At 42.0% G+C, this 20671-nt stretch carries 17 protein-coding genes and 1 pseudogene; 7 read left to right on the forward strand and 11 right to left on the reverse strand.

Going from position 1 to position 20671, the window contains the following annotated elements; all coding sequences use genetic code 11:
- Positions 1-15: 15 nt before the first annotated feature.
- The 4 genes and pseudogenes from TAO_RS02250 to TAO_RS02265 form a co-directional block, all read right to left on the reverse strand.
- Positions 16-918 carry a DNA adenine methylase gene (locus TAO_RS02250; RefSeq protein WP_096526427.1) on the reverse strand — a complete coding sequence of 301 codons (903 nt, stop codon included), beginning with the start codon at positions 916-918 and terminating at the stop codon, positions 16-18.
- Positions 915-1754, reverse strand: a pseudogene (locus tag TAO_RS02255) (type II restriction endonuclease). The gene TAO_RS02250 and the pseudogene TAO_RS02255 overlap by 4 nt, the downstream one beginning before the upstream one ends.
- A 174-nt stretch (positions 1755-1928) precedes the next feature.
- Positions 1929-2213, reverse strand: a complete 285-nt coding sequence (locus TAO_RS02260) for a DUF3303 family protein (protein WP_172419045.1) — start codon at positions 2211-2213, stop codon at positions 1929-1931.
- A 136-nt stretch (positions 2214-2349) separates the two neighbouring features.
- Complete coding sequence (locus TAO_RS02265; RefSeq protein WP_096526429.1) at positions 2350-2670, reverse strand: cupin domain-containing protein; 321 nt, start codon at positions 2668-2670, stop codon at positions 2350-2352.
- 249 nt (positions 2671-2919) lie between these two features.
- Between TAO_RS02265 and gdhA the strand changes: the two genes are divergently transcribed.
- Positions 2920-4269 (forward strand): NADP-specific glutamate dehydrogenase, encoded by a 1350-nt coding sequence (gene gdhA, locus TAO_RS02270; protein WP_172419098.1) that lies wholly within the window; start codon positions 2920-2922, stop codon positions 4267-4269.
- 288 nt (positions 4270-4557) lie between these two features.
- On the opposite strand, the gene TAO_RS02275 is transcribed toward gdhA, so the two are convergent.
- The 5 genes from TAO_RS02275 to TAO_RS02300 form a co-directional block, all read right to left on the reverse strand.
- Entirely contained in the window at positions 4558-5730 is a 1173-nt protein-coding gene (locus TAO_RS02275; RefSeq protein WP_096526431.1) for an HlyD family secretion protein, read from the reverse strand.
- Between the two features lie 11 nt (positions 5731-5741).
- On the reverse strand, positions 5742-7331 hold the full coding sequence (locus TAO_RS02280) for an efflux transporter outer membrane subunit (protein ID WP_096526432.1): 1590 nt from the start codon (positions 7329-7331) through the stop codon (positions 5742-5744).
- 135 nt (positions 7332-7466) lie between these two features.
- Positions 7467-9116, reverse strand: coding sequence for an efflux transporter outer membrane subunit (locus TAO_RS02285; RefSeq protein WP_231910545.1), 1650 nt, complete (start codon positions 9114-9116; stop codon positions 7467-7469).
- 7 nt (positions 9117-9123) lie between these two features.
- On the reverse strand, positions 9124-10719 hold the full coding sequence (locus tag TAO_RS02290; protein ID WP_096526433.1) for an MFS transporter: 1596 nt from the start codon (positions 10717-10719) through the stop codon (positions 9124-9126).
- 396 nt (positions 10720-11115) lie between these two features.
- Positions 11116-12708: a DHA2 family efflux MFS transporter permease subunit gene (locus tag TAO_RS02300; RefSeq protein ID WP_096526435.1), complete on the reverse strand. Its 1593-nt coding sequence runs from the start codon at positions 12706-12708 to the stop codon at positions 11116-11118.
- 659 nt (positions 12709-13367) lie between these two features.
- Between TAO_RS02300 and TAO_RS02305 the strand changes: the two genes are divergently transcribed.
- On the forward strand, positions 13368-13859 hold the full coding sequence (locus tag TAO_RS02305) for a L,D-transpeptidase (RefSeq protein ID WP_096527717.1): 492 nt from the start codon (positions 13368-13370) through the stop codon (positions 13857-13859).
- A gap of 102 nt (positions 13860-13961) precedes the next feature.
- Positions 13962-14993 (forward strand): beta-N-acetylhexosaminidase, encoded by a 1032-nt coding sequence (nagZ, locus tag TAO_RS02310; protein WP_096527718.1) that lies wholly within the window; start codon positions 13962-13964, stop codon positions 14991-14993.
- On the opposite strand, the gene TAO_RS02315 is transcribed toward nagZ, so the two are convergent.
- Positions 14990-15889 carry a YybS family protein gene (locus TAO_RS02315; RefSeq protein ID WP_096526436.1) on the reverse strand — a complete coding sequence of 300 codons (900 nt, stop codon included), beginning with the start codon at positions 15887-15889 and terminating at the stop codon, positions 14990-14992. The two genes, nagZ and TAO_RS02315, sit on opposite strands and share 4 nt — an antisense overlap.
- 464 nt (positions 15890-16353) lie before the next feature.
- Between TAO_RS02315 and TAO_RS02320 the strand changes: the two genes are divergently transcribed.
- The 3 genes from TAO_RS02320 to def are packed head-to-tail and all read left to right on the forward strand — an operon-like array spanning position 16354 to position 18216.
- Positions 16354-16905, forward strand: a complete 552-nt coding sequence (locus tag TAO_RS02320) for a hypoxanthine-guanine phosphoribosyltransferase (RefSeq protein WP_096526437.1) — start codon at positions 16354-16356, stop codon at positions 16903-16905.
- 8 nt (positions 16906-16913) lie between these two features.
- On the forward strand, positions 16914-17654 hold the full coding sequence (locus TAO_RS02325) for an S-methyl-5'-thioinosine phosphorylase (protein ID WP_096526438.1): 741 nt from the start codon (positions 16914-16916) through the stop codon (positions 17652-17654).
- Positions 17655-17673: 19 nt separating this feature from the next.
- Positions 17674-18216 carry a peptide deformylase gene (def, locus tag TAO_RS02330; protein ID WP_096526439.1) on the forward strand — a complete coding sequence of 181 codons (543 nt, stop codon included), beginning with the start codon at positions 17674-17676 and terminating at the stop codon, positions 18214-18216.
- 22 nt (positions 18217-18238) lie between these two features.
- Here def and TAO_RS02335 read toward each other — a convergent pair whose 3' ends face one another.
- On the reverse strand, positions 18239-19645 hold the full coding sequence (locus TAO_RS02335; RefSeq protein ID WP_197702505.1) for an MFS transporter: 1407 nt from the start codon (positions 19643-19645) through the stop codon (positions 18239-18241).
- 371 nt (positions 19646-20016) lie between these two features.
- Between TAO_RS02335 and TAO_RS02340 the strand changes: the two genes are divergently transcribed.
- Complete coding sequence (locus tag TAO_RS02340) at positions 20017-20598, forward strand: HdeD family acid-resistance protein (protein WP_096526440.1); 582 nt, start codon at positions 20017-20019, stop codon at positions 20596-20598.
- The last annotated feature ends 73 nt before the right edge of the window (positions 20599-20671 follow it).

A 20671-nucleotide genomic window follows, 5' to 3' on the forward strand; every position in this document is an offset into this window, starting at 1 on the left:
TTTCATATATAGCACTTAGCACGCCCCTGAAGACAGGGCAGAGAGCACTGAGCGGGTTACTTTTATTTTCTGAGGGGATAGGGTGAAATTAGTGATGAGCGCTTCAATCATTGGGTTTCTGTTCTCTTCTTTTCCGCCAACATGATAAAAGTGCTCTTTAGTAAATATGGAGAAATTTGCCCATAGGGATTTTATGTATTCATTTTCTCGATAGTCATTATGGTGCCAAGTGGATAAGATGAATTTGCCGTGAAAAGCGCTTAGGAATTTAAACAGGGAGTTTTCATGATCCCCATCCCAGCCGTTGTAGTAGTCAACATGTCTATCGATGTACGGAGGATCGCAGTAAATAATGTCGTCTTTGGTGGTTTGCGATATTGTTTCCTCAAAGCTCTGGCATTTAAACGAAAAATCCTTAGCTTTAATTATGTTTGTAACCCATGTAACTTGGTTGGTGATTTTTGTCACATAGGCCCGAGCAAACCGGTTAGGTTTTCTGCAAAAGGGGATATTAAACTCCCCTTTACGGTTAAAACGAATCATGCCATTAAAACCGGCTCGATTCACAAACAAAAAATCTAACGGAGAGTGATGAGCATTAAACCGGTCACGGATGAAATAATAGTGATCTTCCCCTTTCTCCAACAGGGTCGCGCCCTCCTTAGTAAGATAGGCGTTAATAATCTCCGGTGTAATCTCGCCCTTTGCAATTGCAGTGTAGAAATTTACTAGGTGTAGATTAGTGTCGCAAAGTACTGCGTGATAGGGCGCAACGTTGAAAGCAACGGCACCTGTCCCCATGAATGGCTCAACCCAAGCGCCCTTGAAATCTGAGGGGATAAGGCTGTTTATCCAAGGGATGAGCTTGGTTTTTATCCCTTGGGATTTGATGGGAGGCACGCCGACTTTGAAACTCATTCTTCACCGTTCCTTTTTTGGACGATGAGCGAACCATCTCCGTGCTTATATTCCACAAACTCCCGTAGCGTAGCAATTTTCTTCGTGCCTCCTTTCCCGTCTTGTACTATTATTTTTTTATAACTCATCCAATATTTGTCAAACCAATCCTCGCCTAATTTGGAAAATATGCCTCGACCCGCCATAATATCGGCGATGTTGTTGATGCTACCAATGTTCGCGGTATTTCCACTACCGCTTTTATCGCTTGCGATCTTCCATTTTTCTGTAACAAAAAATTTTCAATTTTTTGCCACCGAGGCAATGGCTTGTAGCTCATCAATGCTGTGTGATTTTGTTTCGTCAATAGTTGCACCATTGGCTCTGTCATAGATGATGCCAAGGCAAAAATGACCTAAGTATGAGCCATAAGGGAATTGAATATTTTTTGTGCTTGTTCTATTTTCGAAGTATTCGCCATGTGAACCCAGCGTGAAGCCATTGCATAAATGAGGTTTTTTGGGGTTACGATATGTTGTTTTGAAATCAATGGCAAAACGTACAGTCTCATCAATAGCTTTGACAAATGAAATATCAGGATAGTAATTTTGATGTTCTGCAAGCACGACTTTATAGCCATAGCCATTCTCTTGGGCAAACTTTAGGATTTTTGGAAAGAGGTGTAGTTCAAGAATTTTTGACACAATTTTTGTATCTGAAGATAGCGTGTAGATATTTTTGAAGATATCAATGAAGCCCTTAACCGTCCATTGGCCGTCTTCCGTGCTGATGTGATCTTTAAGGATTTTAACAAAACTTTCTAATTTGGTAGCAAAAATGGTTTTTTCAGAGGTCATTGAGTTGATTTTGAGCAGGCTGAGCTTGTATTTCGCTAGGTAAATTCCGATGAGTGTACGGCAGCGCAGCGCTGTTCAGCCGCCGCTCGATACGTAGCCGGATGTAGTCGGCTGAATTATCAGTTATTAATTAAAGATATCGGACAATACTAAAGCCATTGCCAACTTATCTTATTATTTAGGTTGAATAAAAGTTGTCCATTCATCCATGGTAGTGACTGGATGAATAGCCCCTTTTTGGGTAGGGATAAGGGGTTCAAAAAACTCAAGCATGCTCTGATAATCTTTAGCTTGTACGATAATATAGTAGATATGCTCCGTTGCGGCGACATAAGCTCCAAGGATTTTGATTCCTTTCTTTTCAGCCGTCTTGCGATTCGCCCAAAAGTCGATGAGCATTTGCGCACCTTCTTGACTTCTCCCTGGGCAATTGTCCGGGTTATGAGTCCAGTGGGCCACGAAAAGCATCCCATCATTTATTTTTTTATCCATGTGCTTCTCCTTTTGATACTGTAGTCTTATTTCATAACCTTCTAATGCTTAAGTTTTTAAGCTAGGCAGCGGGCGCTTGAAAACTTATTATGTATAATTTGGCTTATTTATAGAAAACTGCTAGCCAAATAGTGATTTTATTTGGATCTGTCCATGCAACCTTGTGTTTGACGCGTGCCGGTATGTTGATGTAATCACCTGTTGACAGCACACAGCTTGGAGCGTCCTCAAATTCTAAGGATGCTTTGCCTTTAACAACCATCACCCATTCATTTTCATCTTGATCATACCACCCGATTTTAGGCGAGATATGACCTTTGGAAACGATCCGTTCAATTCGTACGTTCTGAGAATGAATGATATCTTCAAAGAGCTCTATTTCAAGGTTTTGGGGTAGGGAAGCAAATATGTTGGATGGATTCATATTGAGAAATTTATATAGAGTTGAAATTAAGGTGGCGCTGAAGATGTTCGTTTGAATGAGCAGTTAGAGCTAATTGACAATGATCTTTCCTTATTGTCATGGTTAAGCTAAATAGCTAAAAAATAAGTTTTCACTGTTGACTGTTACCTATAGATCAGGACATGATACATAGATTTTATTGCAATTTTTTAACTATACTGCAATATAAGCTAGATTATTAAATTTAAGAAAATCAAAAAATTAGAGAGTATAATTTTGGACGTTGAAACGAGAATTTTGCGCATTTTCAAGGAAGTAGTGCAGCGCAATCCAGGTGAATCTGATTTTCATCAGGCGGTTAAGGAAGTGGTTGAGACCCTCGGCCCAGTGTTACATAAGCATCCAGAATATGCTGAGCATAAGATTATAGAGCGTATCTGTGAGCCAGAGCGGCAAATCATCTTTCGGGTTCCATGGCAGGATGATAATGGGGAAGTGCATATTAATCGTGGTTTTCGAGTAGGTTTCAACAGTGCGCTTGGGCCTTATAAAGGTGGATTACGCTTCCATCCATCAGTATACCTAGGAACTATTAAGTTTCTTGGTTTTGAGCAAGTATTCAAAAATGCTATTACAGGTATGCCGCTTGGTGGGGCTAAAGGAGGAGCGGACTTCGATCCTAAAGGCCGAAGTGATAGTGAAGTGATGCGATTCTGTCAGAGCTTTATGACAGAGCTTTATCGCCATTTAGGTGAATATACCGATGTCCCAGCAGGTGATATTGGTGTAGGTGGGCGCGAGATTGGCTACCTATTTGGCCAATATAAACGTATTACTAATCGCTATGAGTCTGGAGTAATTACGGGTAAGAATCCGCATTGGAGCGGTTCTTTAGTACGGCGTGAGGCTACTGGTTATGGTTGTGCATTTTTTGTTGATGAAATGCTAAAGGTGCGTCATGACACAATTGAGGGTAAGATTTGTATAGTTTCTGGCTCTGGTAATGTAGCCATCTATGCGATGGAAAAACTATTAGCGTTGGGGGCAAAGGTGGTTGCTTGTTCTGATTCTGATGGCGTTATTCATCATCCAAAGGGTATTCATCTGGATACAGTAAAACGGCTTAAAGAGATCGAGCGACATCGAATCTGTGACTATGCTAGTGAGCATAAAGATGCCCAATATATTGCGGGTGGTAATATTTGGGATATCCCATGCCAGATAGCAATGCCTTGCGCTACACAAAATGAGCTTGATGAACGCTCAGCACGCCAATTGATAGCAAATGGCTGTATTGCTGTGGGTGAGGGAGCTAATATGCCAACTACCCCTGGGGGAGTAAAGGCATTTCATGAAGCAAAGATAGCCTACGGTCCTGGTAAAGCAGCGAATGCGGGCGGGGTAGCTACTTCAGCACTAGAGATGCAACAAAATGCTAGCCGTGATGCTTGGAGCTTTGAATTTACAGAAAAACGTTTACAGGAGATTATGCGTAATATTCATCATGAATGTTATGAGACTGCTGCGGAATATGGTGATTCTAGTAATTATGTGATTGGTTCTAATATTTCTGGATTTCATCGAGTGGCAGAGGCAATGTTAGCGTTTGGCGTAATTTAGTTGAGCATAAGAATAAAGGTATAATAGTCGTTTTCTGTTATCTCCCGTTTATACTTAGCCTATCTCATTGATGTACTGAGTAAAGTATGCATCATTCCATTTATCAGCGATAGTGAGGCCATGCCATGAGTTTGAATAACTGGGGTGGTTATACCTAATACCTAAGAATAAGGATGGGGCAGGAATACGCCGGTTAGCGCCAATCCATGGCTATTTACCGGTATTGAGCTTTCTTGCAGTGATTTCGGGGTTTCCTTAGTGATTATTTTAGCTGGATTTAACCAACTGTTATTCTGAGACAACCATGTTTTGATCTACAATCTCCTTAGCGATAGCTTTTGCATCAGTGATTTCATTGGCGTAAACGTTCGTTGCATATTCATGGCTAGAATTAGTTACCAGTGAGCTGCTGACTGGATGCCCTGGGTTACCCACATTAATATGGGTGATAGTTGATAATCCTGGGCGTATAGGATGTTTTAAGAGCTCTTCTTTCGGTAAACCAATACGTACGGGTACACGTTGAACAATATGAATAAAGTTACCTACGGCGTTATCTGGGGGGAGCAGAGCAAATACACTTCCGGTCCCAGGCACTATTCCTTCTACTGTTCCATGAAATGTGTAAGTATCCCCAAAGACATCGACATATACTAATGCGGGTTGGCCAGGCCGTACTTGGCGTAGTTCAGTTTCTCGTACATTCACTTCTACCCACAAGTGATCTAAGGGCACAATTGTCATGAGCAGATTACCCGGCATGACCCGATCCCCTACTTGCGCTTTGCGTTTAGCTACATAACCCGTGGCGGGTGATGGAATATTTTGCCGTACATATTCTATATAGGCACTAATAAGCTCGTTTGTAGCAGCTATAATAGCAGGGTGCTCTCGTACAGTAGTTCCTCCTACCTGTGATTGGACGGCCTCGAGCGCCTGGTCGGTTTCTTGGACATCGGCCTCAAGTGAATTCATACGATCAATAGCATTCTGCAGGGTCTGTTTAGATACTGCACCGCTCGGTAGGGCTTTTTTGTAGCGAGCTACGTCATGGCGGACTACATCGAGTAAAGCTAAACGAGATTTAAGGGTTCGTTCTACCTGTCGTCTGTTAGCATATAGGGCACCGATTCTACGTACTTCTAACCCTAGCTGACCTTCAGTTCGGCCTAAATTAGCTTGTGCAACGTGGGCATCAAGGCGAACTAGGATATCTCCTTTATTAACTTGCTGCGTTTCTTCAGCCAAAACATCAGTAATAATTCCTGTTGCCTGAGCTTCTAATGGAACAAGATTGCCTGTTACAAAGGCATTGTCTGTCCATATCCAAAAACGAGCATTACTCCACCAATAGCTAGCATAAGCTAATGCGGCTATTACCAAAATTAGCGTAAAGAGCCAAAGGCGGCGATTGCGACGTGCGCGGATTGCTTTAGGGTGAATTTTAGTAGGTGTATTCATGGTTTAAACTTTTAACCAGCTGCCTGTTGAGCGCGTTGATCTTCTTGTTGAGTATGTTGAGTGTCTTTGGTTTTTTCTTGAGTTTGTTGCTCTGTCGGGCTAGGGTTTGCCGCGGCCTCTATGGCTCCGCCCCCTAGCGCTTCAATTAACTCTATCATTGCTGCCAATTCATCTGCTTCAATAGCCCTTAATGCAAATTTTTGATCTAATACTGCAAACTGCCGTGTTAGCATCTCTCGACGATCATCTAACCCAGTTCGAACCCGTACTTTAGTCAGGCGCCACTCTCCTCTGGCTGAACCTAACAAACGATGATGGGCTTCAAGTATTTTTCGGGTTTGGTGCCAGGCACTTAGACTTTCTGCTACCTCTTTCATCGCCTCCAGCAAGGTCCCATTGTAGAGATTAACCGCATTATCATAAGCCGCCCGCTCTGCTTGCAGCTCACCCCGCAAACGACCCCCTTCAAAATAAGGCACACTAAAACTCGGCCCACCCCCATAAGCAAGGCTAGCGTGGGAGAAGAGCAAAGCCGGTAGGTTGATACTATCTCCTCTGAGGGTTAACGCATTAAAGCCGGCGAAGGCATTTAAATTGATAGTGGGATAAAATTGAGCTTTAGCCGCCTTAATCAGCTTAGCAGCTGCCTGAGCACGATACATCGCCGCCGTGAGATCAGGTCGATGAGCTAGAAGCCCAATAGGTAAATTCTCAGGTAATGGAATCCCCCGAGGGATAGTCACCGAGTCTTTAAATAACTCTTCTCCTACATCAGGCCCATGGCCGCTTAATCGAGCCAGCGTATATTGATAAAATTCCAATAGATCTTTAGTGCCAGCAATTCGCTTGTTAGTGGTCTCTAATGATTCGGTAGCCTCCATGACTCTTCTCGCATCATCTAGTCCAGATTGGACTCGAACCTGAGATAGGTTTAATAGATCTTCACGAATGGCTAGCATTGTTTCTAGCAAACTAAGTTGCTGATAAGTGGCTAATCCGTGAAAATAAGATTTAGCAATACTGGTAGTCAGTTGCAGCCATACCTCAGCTCTTTCGGCTTTTTCAGCCATAGATCGGCCTAGGGCCGCTTCCATCAAGGAACGATTCCTTCCCCAGAAGTCTAAGTTGTAGCGAAAACTCAGGGGGTTGATTTGTGCAATACTAAGGTTTAATCCAGCTACCTGAGGGTTTAAGGCGGCAAATACACCATTTTCTGAAAGACGCTCTACGCTAAGCTCGCCTTCTGCCTCTAGGAAGGGAAGGAGTCCGGCACCTTGGATTTTGATGATAGAGTCTGCTTCTTTTAATCGGGCGCCGGCGGCTTTAAGGCCTGGATTATCGGCAAGGGCTACCTCGATTAAATGGTTAAGTTCAGCGCTTTCGAACTGCTCCCACCAACGATCCTTGGGCCAGTCAGGGAGAGTGAATTCGTGCTCATGAGCTTCCCCAAGAGTGTGTTCCATTTCCATGGAGGCGGGGTCTAAGTACTCAGCCCGTTTTCCGCCATGAGGGAGCCAAGCGCATCCGCTAATAAAAAGAATACACCCTATAACGATGAACCTTAAACTATATTGGCTTCTTGAAGTAGATTGAACTGTCATGTTAATTACTCATGGGTATTTCTAGCCTATACTTCTCGTATTTTTTCTGTTTTTTAAAGAGAAGAACTGGTAAATTACAATGGGTGTAGATTGCTTTAGGGTGAATTTTAGTAGGTGTATTCATGGTTTAAACTTTTAACCAGCTGCCTGTTGAGCGCGTTGATCTTCTTGTTGAGTATGTTGAGTGTCTTTGGTTTTTTCTTGAGTTTGTTGCTCTGTCGGGCTAGGGTTTGCCGCGGCCTCTATGGCTCCGCCCCCTAGCGCTTCAATTAACTCTATCATTGCTGCCAATTCATCTGCTTCAATAGCCCTTAATGCAAATTTTTGATCTAATACTGCAAACTGCCGTGTTAGCATCTCTCGACGATCATCTAACCCAGTTCGAACCCGTACTTTAGTCAGGCGCCACTCTCCTCTGGCTGAACCTAACAAACGATGATGGGCTTCAAGTATTTTTCGGGTTTGGTGCCAGGCACTTAGACTTTCTGCTACCTCTTTCATCGCCTCCAGCAAGGTCCCATTGTAGAGATTAACCGCATTATCATAAGCCGCCCGCTCTGCTTGCAGCTCACCCCGCAAACGACCCCCTTCAAAATAAGGCACACTAAAACTCGGCCCACCCCCATAAGCAACACTACCATGAGAGAATAAAATATCAGAAAAAGCCCCAGCACTTAATATACTCATAGCATTAAAGCCGGCGAAGGCATTTAAATTGATAGTGGGATAAAATTGAGCTTTAGCCGCCTTAATCAGCTTAGCAGCTGCCTGAGCACGATACATCGCCGCCGTGAGATCAGGTCGATGAGCTAGAAGCCCAATAGGTAAATTCTCAGGTAATGGAATCCCCCGAGGGATAGTCACCGAGTCTTTAAATAACTCTTCTCCTACATCAGGCCCATGGCCGCTTAATCGAGCCAGCGTATATTGATAAAATTCCAATAGATCTTTAGTGCCAGCAATTCGCTTGTTAGTGGTCTCTAATGATTCGGTAGCCTCCATGACTCTTCTCGCATCATCTAGTCCAGATTGGACTCGAACCTGAGATAGGTTTAATAGATCTTCACGAATGGCTAGCATTGTTTCTAGCAAACTAAGTTGCTGATAAGTGGCTAATCCGTGAAAATAAGATTTAGCAATACTGGTAGTCAGTTGCAGCCATACCTCAGCTCTTTCGGCTTTTTCAGCCATAGATCGGCCTAGGGCCGCTTCCATCAAGGAACGATTCCTTCCCCAGAAGTCTAAGTTGTAGCGAAAACTCAGGGGGTTGATAATCCCTAGACTGATAGTTTTTCCAGATATTCCTAGACTAAAATCAGCTAGGCCATGCCCAGGTAGCCCTGCTCCAAGGTCAGGAAATGGGTTTTCCGCATCTATGCTTAGGGCACCTATTCCATGGGATGAAATACGTTCCGTACTAAAGCTGCCTTCTGCCTCTAGGAAGGGAAGGAGTCCGGCACCTTGGATTTTGATGATAGAGTCTGCTTCTTTTAATCGGGCGCCGGCGGCTTTAAGGCCTGGATTATCGGCAAGGGCTACCTCGATTAAATGGTTAAGTTCAGCGCTTTCGAACTGCTCCCACCAACGATCCTTGGGCCAGTCAGGGAGAGTGAATTCGTGCTCATGAGCTTCCCCAAGAGTGTGTTCCATTTCCATGGAGGCGGGGTCTAAGTACTCAGCCCGTTTTCCGCCATGAGGGAGCCAAGCACATGCAGCAATAAGCGGCAGACACCCTACTACAAACCCTAAGCGATACTGATCCTTTAAAGTAAACTGAGCTATCATGGTTAATCTAGGGTGCTTTAACTTCCTTAGCTTCCCTTATTCCTAACTTTTTAGGGCTTGGGGGTATAGGTGAATGGGTTGGATAAGCAAACCAGACAAGTATGGCAAGCCCTAGAAATATACAAGCACCTAATATAAAAGCATCAGCCACAGCTAAAATATTGGAGGCTCGGTGAATAAGTCTTCCAAGATAAGCTTTTATCATGCCATCATTGTAACCAATACCCGTTAGCTTGGAGGAGAGTTGGCCAAGGGAATCAAAGGATGGGAAGAATCGGCCGCCAAAATAATTTGATAAATGAAGTTGATGGTAGGGGGCGCGTCGGTAGATGACGATATTTTGAAAGGAAATTCCAAGGCCACCTGCAGTCACCCGTAGCATATTGACTATTTCAGCCGCTCGTAATACTTGGGCACCTGATAATCCATGCAAGGTAACTGCGGTAAGTGGGGCAACAAATGATCCTAAGAAAAATCCTTCAAATAGTAGTGGCCAGCGAATCTGATCAAATGAAGCTGGATCGTCATATAATCCTATCCAGTAAGAAGCTGTAGCGAGTCCAAGCAGGCTGAGACAAGCAAGTAGGCGGGCATCCATACGCTTACTGAGTATATGCATGATGGCAACTGCGGGGGCGCTTAATAAAAGGATAGGTACAAATTCTAGACCTGCAAGGGTAGATGAATAGCCTAGTAGTACCTGAATTTGAACAGTAAGCAGTGAGATTAACCCTTGGAGTGAGAAAAATCCGACAACTAGGCAAATTATACCAATAGCAAAATTACGGTGCGCAAACAGTTTCAAATCTACTAATGGCCGGCGTTTGTCTATTTCCCAAATAATAAAACAAGGAAAAGCCACGAGCGTGAAGAGCAGCACTTTACGGAGAAAAGGTGAATTTAGCCAATCAAAATCATTGCCCATATTTAGAAGTGTCTGAATGCCGTACATGGTACAAGCAAAGAGGAGAAAGCCAATAAAATCAAATTGGCGATATCGATATTTGAATCCACGAGCATATAGCAGCGATCCAACAATGCCGGCGATAATCAAAGAAAGAATAATACTCAGGTAGAAAAAGTAGCGCCAATTAAGCTCATCAGCAAACCATCCGCCTATTGATCCAGCAAGCGTAAAGGGAGTAATAGTGAGTACCCCCCATATGGATACTCCTAATACCTTAAGACGTGCTGGGTACTCATTGAGTAGTATTTCTTGGCCTAGAAGGAGTGTAAGACCACCAGAGAAACCAAGTAGAATACGAGCCCATAAAAATCGTAGATAACTGTCGCTGATAGCACATAAGTATGAGGCGGCAGCAAATAGGATAAATGCGGTTACATATACTCGATAATTACCATATCGCTCTGCTAGCGTACGACCAATAGGGAAACCTAGCGCCATCGCAAGCATGAGATTTGTCTGTGACCAGCCCATAAAACTGACAAAGGTTCCTTCTAGGTCTCCAGCAGCATGGGGCTCAAGGGCCAAATAACTTCCTCCATTGAACATGACTAGTATGTGTCCAAGGCCAAGGGTAATGTTAAGGAGACCGAAGTGCCATCCGCGTAGACGCTTGGAGAAAATAACTGGTTTTTTCATTGCTATACTTTAAATAAATTGAATGTAGGTTTTTTTAAGGTAGAAAGATTTAACGATCTTCCTCTATATTCAATTGTCTTTAATGCTTTGGTAACTTTTACGACTCTTCTATCGTCATCTAACCTTGATTGGACTCGAGTCTCAAATAAGTTTAATAAACTATTCATGAATAGCCAGCATTGCCTCTAGCAGACTAAGTTATTTTTAATCGAGCGCAAGTAGCTTTCCTTCTTAAGGCTTGGGTTATCGACAAACGCTACTTCAATTAAATGGTTAAATTCAGCTTGGTTTCCACCGTGGGGGAGCCAAGCGCATGCAGCAATAAGCGATATACACTCTACAGCAAGTTCCAAACGACACAGATTTCTTAAAGTAACTTGGGTAATCATGATTAATTTATGATACTTCTGCTTCTTCTATTTCTAGTTCTTTAGGGCTTGGAGGTATAGGTAAATGGGTTGGATAAGCAAACCAGACAAGTATGGCAAGCCCTAGAAATGTGTAGGCACCCAATATAAAAGCATCATCCACCGCTAAAATACCTGAAAGTTGGCGAATGAGCCTTCCCCCTTGGCTTACTATCGCGTTAGCATTGAATTCAATACCCATTAGCTTAGAGGAAAATTGATCAAAGACATCAACGGATGGAAAGAATCGGCCCCCAAAATAATCTGCTAAATGGAGTTGGTGGTAGGGAGCGCGTCGGTAGACGACGATGGTTTGGGAGGCGATGCCGAATCCACCGCCAGCAAAGCGTAGTACATTGATTATTTCTGCTGCACTTGCTACCCGAGTGGCTGCTAGCCCGTGAAGAGCAATTGCAGTGGGCGGAGCAAAAAATGCTCCAATGAAGATACCTTCAAATAATAGGGGCCAGCGAATCTGATCGAATGAGGCTGGATCGTCATAGAATCCTATCCAGTAAAAAGCTATGGCAAGCCCAAGAAAGCTGAAACAAGCGAGTATACGGGCATCCATGCGCTTAGTAAGTATATGCATTATCGCGATTGTTGGCGCGCTTAGTGTAAATAGGGTTGCGAGTTCTTGCGCTGCAAGAGTAGACGAGTAGTCTAGCAGTACCTGAAGCTGGACGGTGAGCAACGCGGCTAATCCTTGGATTGCAAAGAATCCAAGAAATAAACAGAGTACACCAATAGTAAAGTTACGGTGCATAAATAGCTTTAAATCTATTAATGGATGGCGTCTCTCTATTTCCCAAATGATAAAGCATACTAAGGATATAAAAGTGAGAATTACCACCTTACGAAGAAAAGGTGATTCAAGCCAATCAAAATCACTACCCAGCGTGAGGAGAATTGCGATACCTCCCATAAAGAGGGCATAGAGAATAAACCCGATGAAATCAAATCGACGATATTTATACTTAAATCCACGCTGGTATAGCAATGAGCCGACGGTACCGGCAACGATTAGGGAGACGACGGTATTTAGGTAAAATAAATAGCGCCAATTCATCTCATCAGCAAACCATCCCCCGATTGGGCCAGCGACTGAAAGAGGAGCAACCGTTAATATTCCCCATATTGCTAGCCCTAATACTTTAAGACGGTTGGGATACTCGTTTATTAATAGTTCTTGACCCAGAAAAAACGCAAGGCCGCCAAAGAAGCCAAGCAAAAGACGCGCCCATAAAAATCGTATAAAGCTATCGCTGATAGCACAGAGACAAGAAGCAATGGCAAATAGGATAAACGCGGCTACATATACCCGATAGTTTCCGTATCGTTCTGCTAGGGTGCGACCGATGGGGAAGCTGAGTGCTAATGAGACTATAAAATCTGTCTGTGACCAAGTTGCAAAACTTACCAGTACCCCTTCCAGATCTCCAGCCACATGGGGCTGGATAGTGACATAACTGCCTATGCTAAACAGGATTGATATATTTCCAAGGCAAAGGGCAATATTGAGAAGAAAAAAACGCCAACCCCGTAGACGCCTAGAGAAAATGACTGATGCTTTCTTTGCCATACTTTTAGTAAACCAAATGTAGGTTTTTTAGAATTAGTATTTTATTTTTTCGTTAACAAGGGAAGTTGAGTGAATGCTTAGATTTTTGATAATCAAAGATATTCCCATTAAAGATAAAAACTATAGCTAAATTATAAAGATAGAAATAATAAGTACTCTTCCTAATAACTATATATTGATGAGATATAAGCTTATCAATTATAGAAATTAATGTTTAAGTATTAGCGATCCCCTTCTGCTTTTACATTAATCTGCTCTTTCTGGTTCAGGGGTTTTTTTGCTGCATTAGGTGAAATCAAATAGTGCCAATGTTATTTTAAGGAAATTAGCCTAGGTTCTTGAGTATGTAAGATTTACTATCAGCAAATAAACCGTATTAGTAATCTGCAAAATTTGTTCCATTAGCCTGCGCTGGTGAATAAAAATATATAACTTATTGATTTAAAATTGAAATAAAATTAATTAATAGTAACTAAGTCAATAAAAAACATTTAATCATAGCCACTCATATGGGTGATTTCAACTAGTATTTTAACTACTATAGAAGCTTGTTGAGCTAATAACCCTAACTATAGTGTAAAGTTTGTCAGGATGAATAATATATTTAGAAAAGCTATAACAAAAATATTTCTTTAAATCTATTGAATTTTAATATTGGCATGGCACTTAAATTTTATATCAATATCCAACTACTAAAGCAGCGTCTGATTTTAAATGAGGGACAGAAAGTAATATTTGAAACTTCTGTATCGCTAGCAAAAAATGGATTTGGTGAACAAATGGGCAGCCAATGTACTCCACGTGGTTGGCATCAGATTCGGGCTAAGATTGGTGCAGACTATCCTATAAATACGGTATTTAAGGGTCGTCGGCCAACAGGGGAGGTTTATACGCCCGATTTGGGAAAAATTTACCCGAATCGGGATTGGATATTAACCCGAATTCTATGGCTAAGTGGGTTAGAACCGGGGAAGAATCGTTTTGGTAATGTAGATACTATGCGTCGTTATATTTATATTCACGGATCGCCAGATGAAGTTCCTATGGGGGTTTATGGATCTCGGGGTTGTATCCGTGTGCATAATGAGCCATTGCTTGAGTTATTTAAGCGTGTTAATCCGGGAACTTCAGTGCTATTAGCTGAGGAGTAACACTTTAAGTCCTTTAGTAGGGTGGATGAATGCCCTATTTAGATTGGCTATAGGATCAGCTAAATGTTAATAAGTAGCAAGAAGAAGTTAGTGGGACAGAAAATAACTGTTGGCCCACTCATGGTAGGTTTAAAGGGAAAGGTACTCGACTCAAAGGAGCGGAAACTGTTAAAGCACCCTCTTGTGGGTGGAGTGATTCTTTTTACCCGTAATTATGAATCTCTTAACCAAATTAAGGTACTTATCAGTAGCATCCATACCCTTAAGAAGCCAAGACTATTAATAGCTGTAGACCATGAAGGAGGGCGTGTACAGCGTTTTCGGGAGGGTTTTACTGCACTACCTCCAGTGAGAACCTTGGGCAAGATTTACGATCGTGATCCTCGCTTTGCCTGCCATCTAGCAACCATAACTGGCTGGCTTATGGCAGCAGAATTACAAGCAATCGGTGTTGACTTTAGCTTTGCACCAGTACTAGATTTAGATCAAGGTATCAGCGTAGTGATAGGTGATCGAGCTTTTCATTCGGAGCCTAACGCGGTAATAGCTTTAGCTGAGGCTTATATTCTGGGTATGGCAAAGGCTGGAATGGCGGCTATAGGTAAGCATTTCCCTGGCCATGGATCAGTATCAGCTGATTCTCACATTGTACTTCCAGTAGATGATCGATCTTGGCCTCAGATTCAAGCTAAAGATCTCTTACCTTTTAAAAATATGATTGCCATCGGTTTGTCTGGAGTGATGCCATCCCATGTTCTTTATTCTGCTGTAGATTCTCTTCCTGCCGGATTTTCTCGTTTCTGGCTACAAGAAGTATTACGCAAGCAGCTAGGTTTTCAGGGGGCTATTATTAGTGATGACTTAAGTATGGCTGGAGCCGCCACAGTAGGGGAAGTTAGCGAGCGGGTACTCGTAGCCTTGGAGGCTGGGTGCGATATGGTATTAGTTTGTAATGATTTTGAAAGTTATGTTTCTGTGCTAGATAGACTCCATAGTATTTATAGTAGCAATGATGATTCCTCTACACGCCTACTTCATCTTTACGGGCGTTATTCCTTAAGATTTCCCAAACTGCATCAGCATTTAGTTTGGAAAAGATCAGCCCAAATGGTTGCTACCTATGCTAATGCCTAAGATTTAGCAGAAAGACTACCGCGAAGATTAATCAGACTGTCAACAATGCCAATGGTAGCTAGGCCAATAATAAAATTGGGCGTAAAGAAGAAAAGCCCTAGGTAAACAGGTAGGAGCCATAGCTGGGGTAATTTACGAGCTGTAACTATTTCATGGATAGCGGCTAAGCCTTGGAATAAGTACATCATAATTGAAATAATGAGTATATCAATTAAGATATGAGCCTTATTATCAAAAACCCCAATAAACACAATTATAGCAAGAAGAAGAATGAAAAAAGTAAGGTTGCGAGGTAAGCGTAAGGCATAGAATTCTTTTACAAACCCACCTGGGTTATAGAGAAGTCCTTGCCACCAGCGGGCTAATAATATAGTTACCATAAGATTAAGACCAAAGAGCATAGAAACTAGCCCGTTCATCAAGATTAGCGCGTTCACTTGGGTAAGCTGCTCTGCGGTGATGCCTTCAATATTCGCTTGATGAATAACTTGTTCTATTAATTGTTGCCACCATGCAGTAACATCGCCAGTTATCAGATACATACTTGCAGCAAATAAAGCCGCGAATCCTCCGATAGCTAGTAGAGTTAAAGCCTGAGACTGAGTAATTCGTAATATCCAACAGCCTAATACATTGGGTAGCCATAATCCTACTAGAAGAGGAAAGGTTAAATCTGCTCTTCCGGTTACGACTAGGAAAGTTGTTGCTACAATTAATGCAGCACCGGCAGTAACTATGAGGCCCTCTTTGATTCCATGCCGTAGGGTTACGAGACCTACCGTAGCGCCACTAAATAAAGAGAACGGCGGCAGGGCAACAGCAAGTGTACCTAATAACCCAGCTATAGCTATTGCGTAGTGGCGACCTTTCATAATAAATTGGGCAAACTCACGCATCTTTTATTACCTTTATTGCTAATTTTAAGAAACTTATACTACTTTGGATGGTTATTTTGCCCTAATTATTAAGCTAATTTAATAATATAATTGAAGAATCAATTTATTTTATGGTTTTTACCATTAACTAATGAGAGATTAAACCAGTATTGATGATACCTAGCTAGGCCAAATTATCTCTAAGCTGGGTATAGCTAAATAGTTATGGCTATTACTTATATTATTAAAATTTTAGATTAAGAGACTTGTTTTTAAAATAAGAATAGTTGATTTTGTTAAGCGTGCCTTTAAAAATTATGAAACTTTAAGCTAAAAATAGGGAATATTATTTTTATGTATTTTAATACGCTATATTAATTAATGGTTTATTAAGCACTAATTTAAATAGTATAAATTTTTATCGTGGTAGAAAAATTAGCAATATTAATTAGTTTTAATAATTTCTCAGCAAGAAAGGGGTATTGATGGGAGATATTTTACAGGAAATTGAATCTGTCTATAAAAAAGCAGACTGTCTTTATACGCGCCCCCAAGTAGAGGCAGCGTTAGATCGATTGGCTCAGGAGATTACCATAAAACTAAGTACTTATAACCCGTTGCTGTTGTGCTGTATGATAGGCGGTATTATTCCTTGCGGGGGCCTTTTACCGCGCCTTAATTTTCCACTACAGCTTGATTATATCCATGCTACTCGCTATCAAGGAGAGATTGAGGGTGGGGTATTACGCTGGCTATATAAACCATTAACTCCACTTCGAGGTCGAACTGTACTTGTGATTGATGATATCTTTGATGAAGGGCATACCCTAGCTGCTATCTTAGAATATTGCCGAGAGGAAGGGGCAACTGCTTACAGTGCCGTATTAGTAGATAAACTACATGATCGTAAGCGTGATGGTTTATCTGCAGATTTTATAGGGCTTAGGGCAGAGGATTATTATCTATTTGGTTATGGCTTAGATTATAAAGGATATCTTCGTAATGCGCCTGGAGTTTACGCCTTAAGGAGATCGTAAAGTAACTAATGGCAAATCTAGCAATTATTGGCGGCACGGGGTTAACCGCGTTAAAGCATCTGGAGATTACTCAGCAAGAGACAATAGGCACTCCTTTTGGAGAGCCTTCCTCTTCACTAGTATATGGCCGGTTTTATGGTAAAGAAATTGTATTTTTACCTCGGCATGGTTTTCATCATAGTATTCCGCCCCATAAGATTAATTATCGAGCTAACCTGTGGGCTTTAAAAGAAATTGGAATTACTCAGGTGGTAGCTATAGCAGCGGTAGGGGGTATTAATTCTGAGTATGCTATAGCTGATCTTATTATTCCTGATCAGATTATTGATTATACATGGGGTCGCGCCCATACTTTTTACGAGCAAGATCAAGATCCAGTGGTTCATATTGATTTTACTCATCCTTATTCTGAGGGTCTGCGCAACCTGCTCCTTAAAGCCGCCTTAATTGCGGGTTTAAATATCAAGGATAGAGGGATTTACGGTGCCGTTCAGGGACCTCGTTTAGAAGCAGCAGCAGAGATTAACCGTCTTGAGCGGGATGGCTGCCATATGGTAGGAATGACGGGTATGCCTGAAGCTGCGCTGGCGAGAGAATTAGGGCTAAACTATGCTGCGGTTGCAGTGATTGCTAATCCAGCAGCAGGCCGTGGTGAAGGGATTATTGAGATGAGTAGTATTGAACAAAATCTTAAACTGGGTATGGGAAAAGTTCTTCTGTTGCTAGAGCAGCTTATTTCTTTAATCTGATTTTAAAAAATAGCTATCTATGCCGGTACGCACAGTATTACGGATGGGACATCCCTTTTTAAATAAAATTGCCGATCCAGTTATTACATTTGATATTCCTGAGCTTAATGAGCTTGTTATTGATATGTTTGATACGATGGCTGCCTATAATGGTGCTGGCCTCGCTGCCCCTCAGATTGGGGTAGGATTACGAGTGGTAATCTTTGGTGCTAAAACTAATCCACGCTATCCTCAGATGGAACCAGTCCCAGTGACTATCTTAATTAACCCCGTTATTGATCCTGTAGAAGAAGTTATGGAGGAAGGTTGGGAGGGCTGCTTGAGTGTTCCCGGTTTACGAGGGCTAGTGCCGCGTTATAGTCATATCCGTTATTGCGGGTACGATCAAACAGGTAACCCTATCGCCCGAGAGGTTGAAGGATTTCATGCTAGGGTCGTACAGCATGAGTGTGATCATTTAGACGGCATTCTTTTCCCTCGCCGGATTAAAGATTTTTCCCATTTTGGGTTTGAGGAAGAGCTTTTTATGGATCTAGATAAAGAGGATAGGTCTGTAGATTAGAATTTATACATAAATGGGTACTTTATAAGGATCCGGAAACGTCTTCTAGGGATTTTCCCTCGGCATCAAAGCCAAAAAATAGCCCGATGATACCCGCTATTATCATAACGCAAGCAGCTAATAAATAACCAAGCGTTAATGAACCGCGATAAATTCCTTGACTAATGAGTATTCCAAAAACTGCTGGGGCAATAGCCCCGGTAATCTGGGCAATAGCAAAAAAGTAGGAAATGGCCTGATTTCGTAATGCCAAAGGAAATATTTCACTGATGGTGAGATAAGCTGAAGAGGCACCAGCAGAGGCAAAGAAAAATGAGATGCTCCAGAGAAGGGTTTGGGTTGTGGGAGACAAAATTCCTTGATAAAAGAGTACTGCCGAGCTAGCAAGTACTACGCCAGCGGTGCTGTAAGTTGCAAAAATCATTTTTCGTCGGCCAATGGTGTCAAAAAGAGGCCCGAGAATAAGTGGCCCAGCAAGATTGCCAATAGCAAAGGGGAGAAAAAAATCTTGGGTTGAATCTAAAGGAATATAGTAAAAATTTTTTAACACGAGCACGTAAGCAAAGAAAATCGCGTTATAAAAAAATGACTGCGCAACCATCAGGGAAAAACTGAGCAATGTTTGCCGAGGGTATTTCGTTAAGAGAATCTTAATGAGTTCAGTGGGGTGAAGATTTTTATAGGGCACGATGGGTATACGCTTGCTTTTAGGTACTTCACTTAGATTATAGCCCTGACCTTGGATTTGAACTTCAATATCGTTAACGACTTGTTCCGCTTCGTTTACATGGCCATGGCTTAGCAGCCATCGCGGACTCTCAGGTAGATGGCGGCGTAGAAAAATAATGATAAAACCCAAAGCGGGTCCCAAGAAAAAGCCAATTCGCCAACCTATTTCTGTTGGAATAATACTGGGATCTAGCAGAAATGAGTTGATAGTAGCGCCTAATGCAGCACCTCCCCAATAAGTCCCGTATATTGCGATACTAGCATGTCCTCGATACTTTGGCGGGATAATTTCATCGATTGCAGCATTAATAGCCGCATGTTCTCCACCTATGCCAAGGCCAGAAATGAATCGAAATATTAATAGAAACCATAAAGAGAAAGAAAATCCGGCCATGCCGCCACTAAAGAGATAGATCCCTAGGGTAGCGATGAAGATTTTTTTACGCCCTAGCTGATCTGATAGTCGAGCAAAAATTAAGGCACCAATTACTTGACCCGCAAGATATATACTTGCAGTAAACCCTACCTCTGTTGCTGTCATTTGTAAGGTTTCTTGGAATCCGGCTGAGGCGGCAATCTGCGCTTCCAAGCCATCTAAAATCCAAGCAGCCCCTAGGCCAATGACGACCATCCAATGGAATTTTGTCCATGGTAGTCGATCCATGCGGGCTGGCACTAAGCTCATTTTAGTGGATGACATTTTAGTAGTGATTATCCTGTTATCCGGTATAGACCCCATAGTAAGGGGTGTTATCCCAGTAAAGGTAGTAAAACTCTTGTGAATTTAGATTTTTTGGATAATAAGGTAGGGGTGATGCAAGGGATTGTTGGTTAGAATATTTAATTACGGATCATCAATTTTATCTCATGGTTTTTGCCCTATTTCAATACTGCTTTTTAATTAATTAGTCTTACTTAGAATATAAAGTATAAGAAATTAAGCTGAAGATATTCTGAACAGGCATTAATAGATTAATTACTATGCGTTTGATCTCTGTCATACTTTAATTGGGTAGCTGCGTAGCCGCTACCTATTTTTTACGGTGTCGTTTGAGCGAGTGAGGAATTATCATGAACAATATGAAAGAAACTACTGAGATAACAGTAACTCCATTGAGCAACGGTTGGCAGATTGCATGGGGTGTTCTATTGATTATCTCTGGTTTTCTAGCGATGCTAGTGCCAGAAATTGCTGCATTGGCTACCACTCTATTTTTTGCTTGGTTGCTAGTTTTTTGTGGTGTATTTGAAATTGCTTATGCTATTCAAACGCGTACCAATGGCGGTTTTGGCTGGAAGCTAGCCTCTGGTATTTTAACTTTGCTGCTTGGAGTGGCGATCATAGTGGCTCCAGATGTTGGGATTAAGTCGCTGGCATTATTGGTAGGTGCCTTTTTGCTTATAAGCGGCATCACGCGAATGATGCTAGCTTTCCAATTAAAGCCATATCGGGGTTGGAGCTGGCTATTGTTTGATGGGTTATTATCGACGGTGCTGGCGATTCTGATTGTAATCGGTTGGCCGCAAAGCTCATTTGAAATTATTGGTTTACTAACCGGATTTACGTTGGTATCAGCCGGTATATGGCGAATCGTGTTAGGTCAACTGCTGCCAGAGCACCGATTCCGCATTAAAGTATTTATAAAAAGATAAACAATAGGTTGTTTGGGCCATCTGTGTTTTCTCCATTGTAAGGGGTTTATTAAAATCTATTTTTATAGCAATC

Origin of the sequence: Candidatus Nitrosoglobus terrae (assembly GCF_002356115.1) — a bacterium.
In the GTDB taxonomy this organism is placed as follows: Bacteria; Pseudomonadota; Gammaproteobacteria; order Nitrosococcales; family Nitrosococcaceae; genus Nitrosoglobus; species Nitrosoglobus terrae.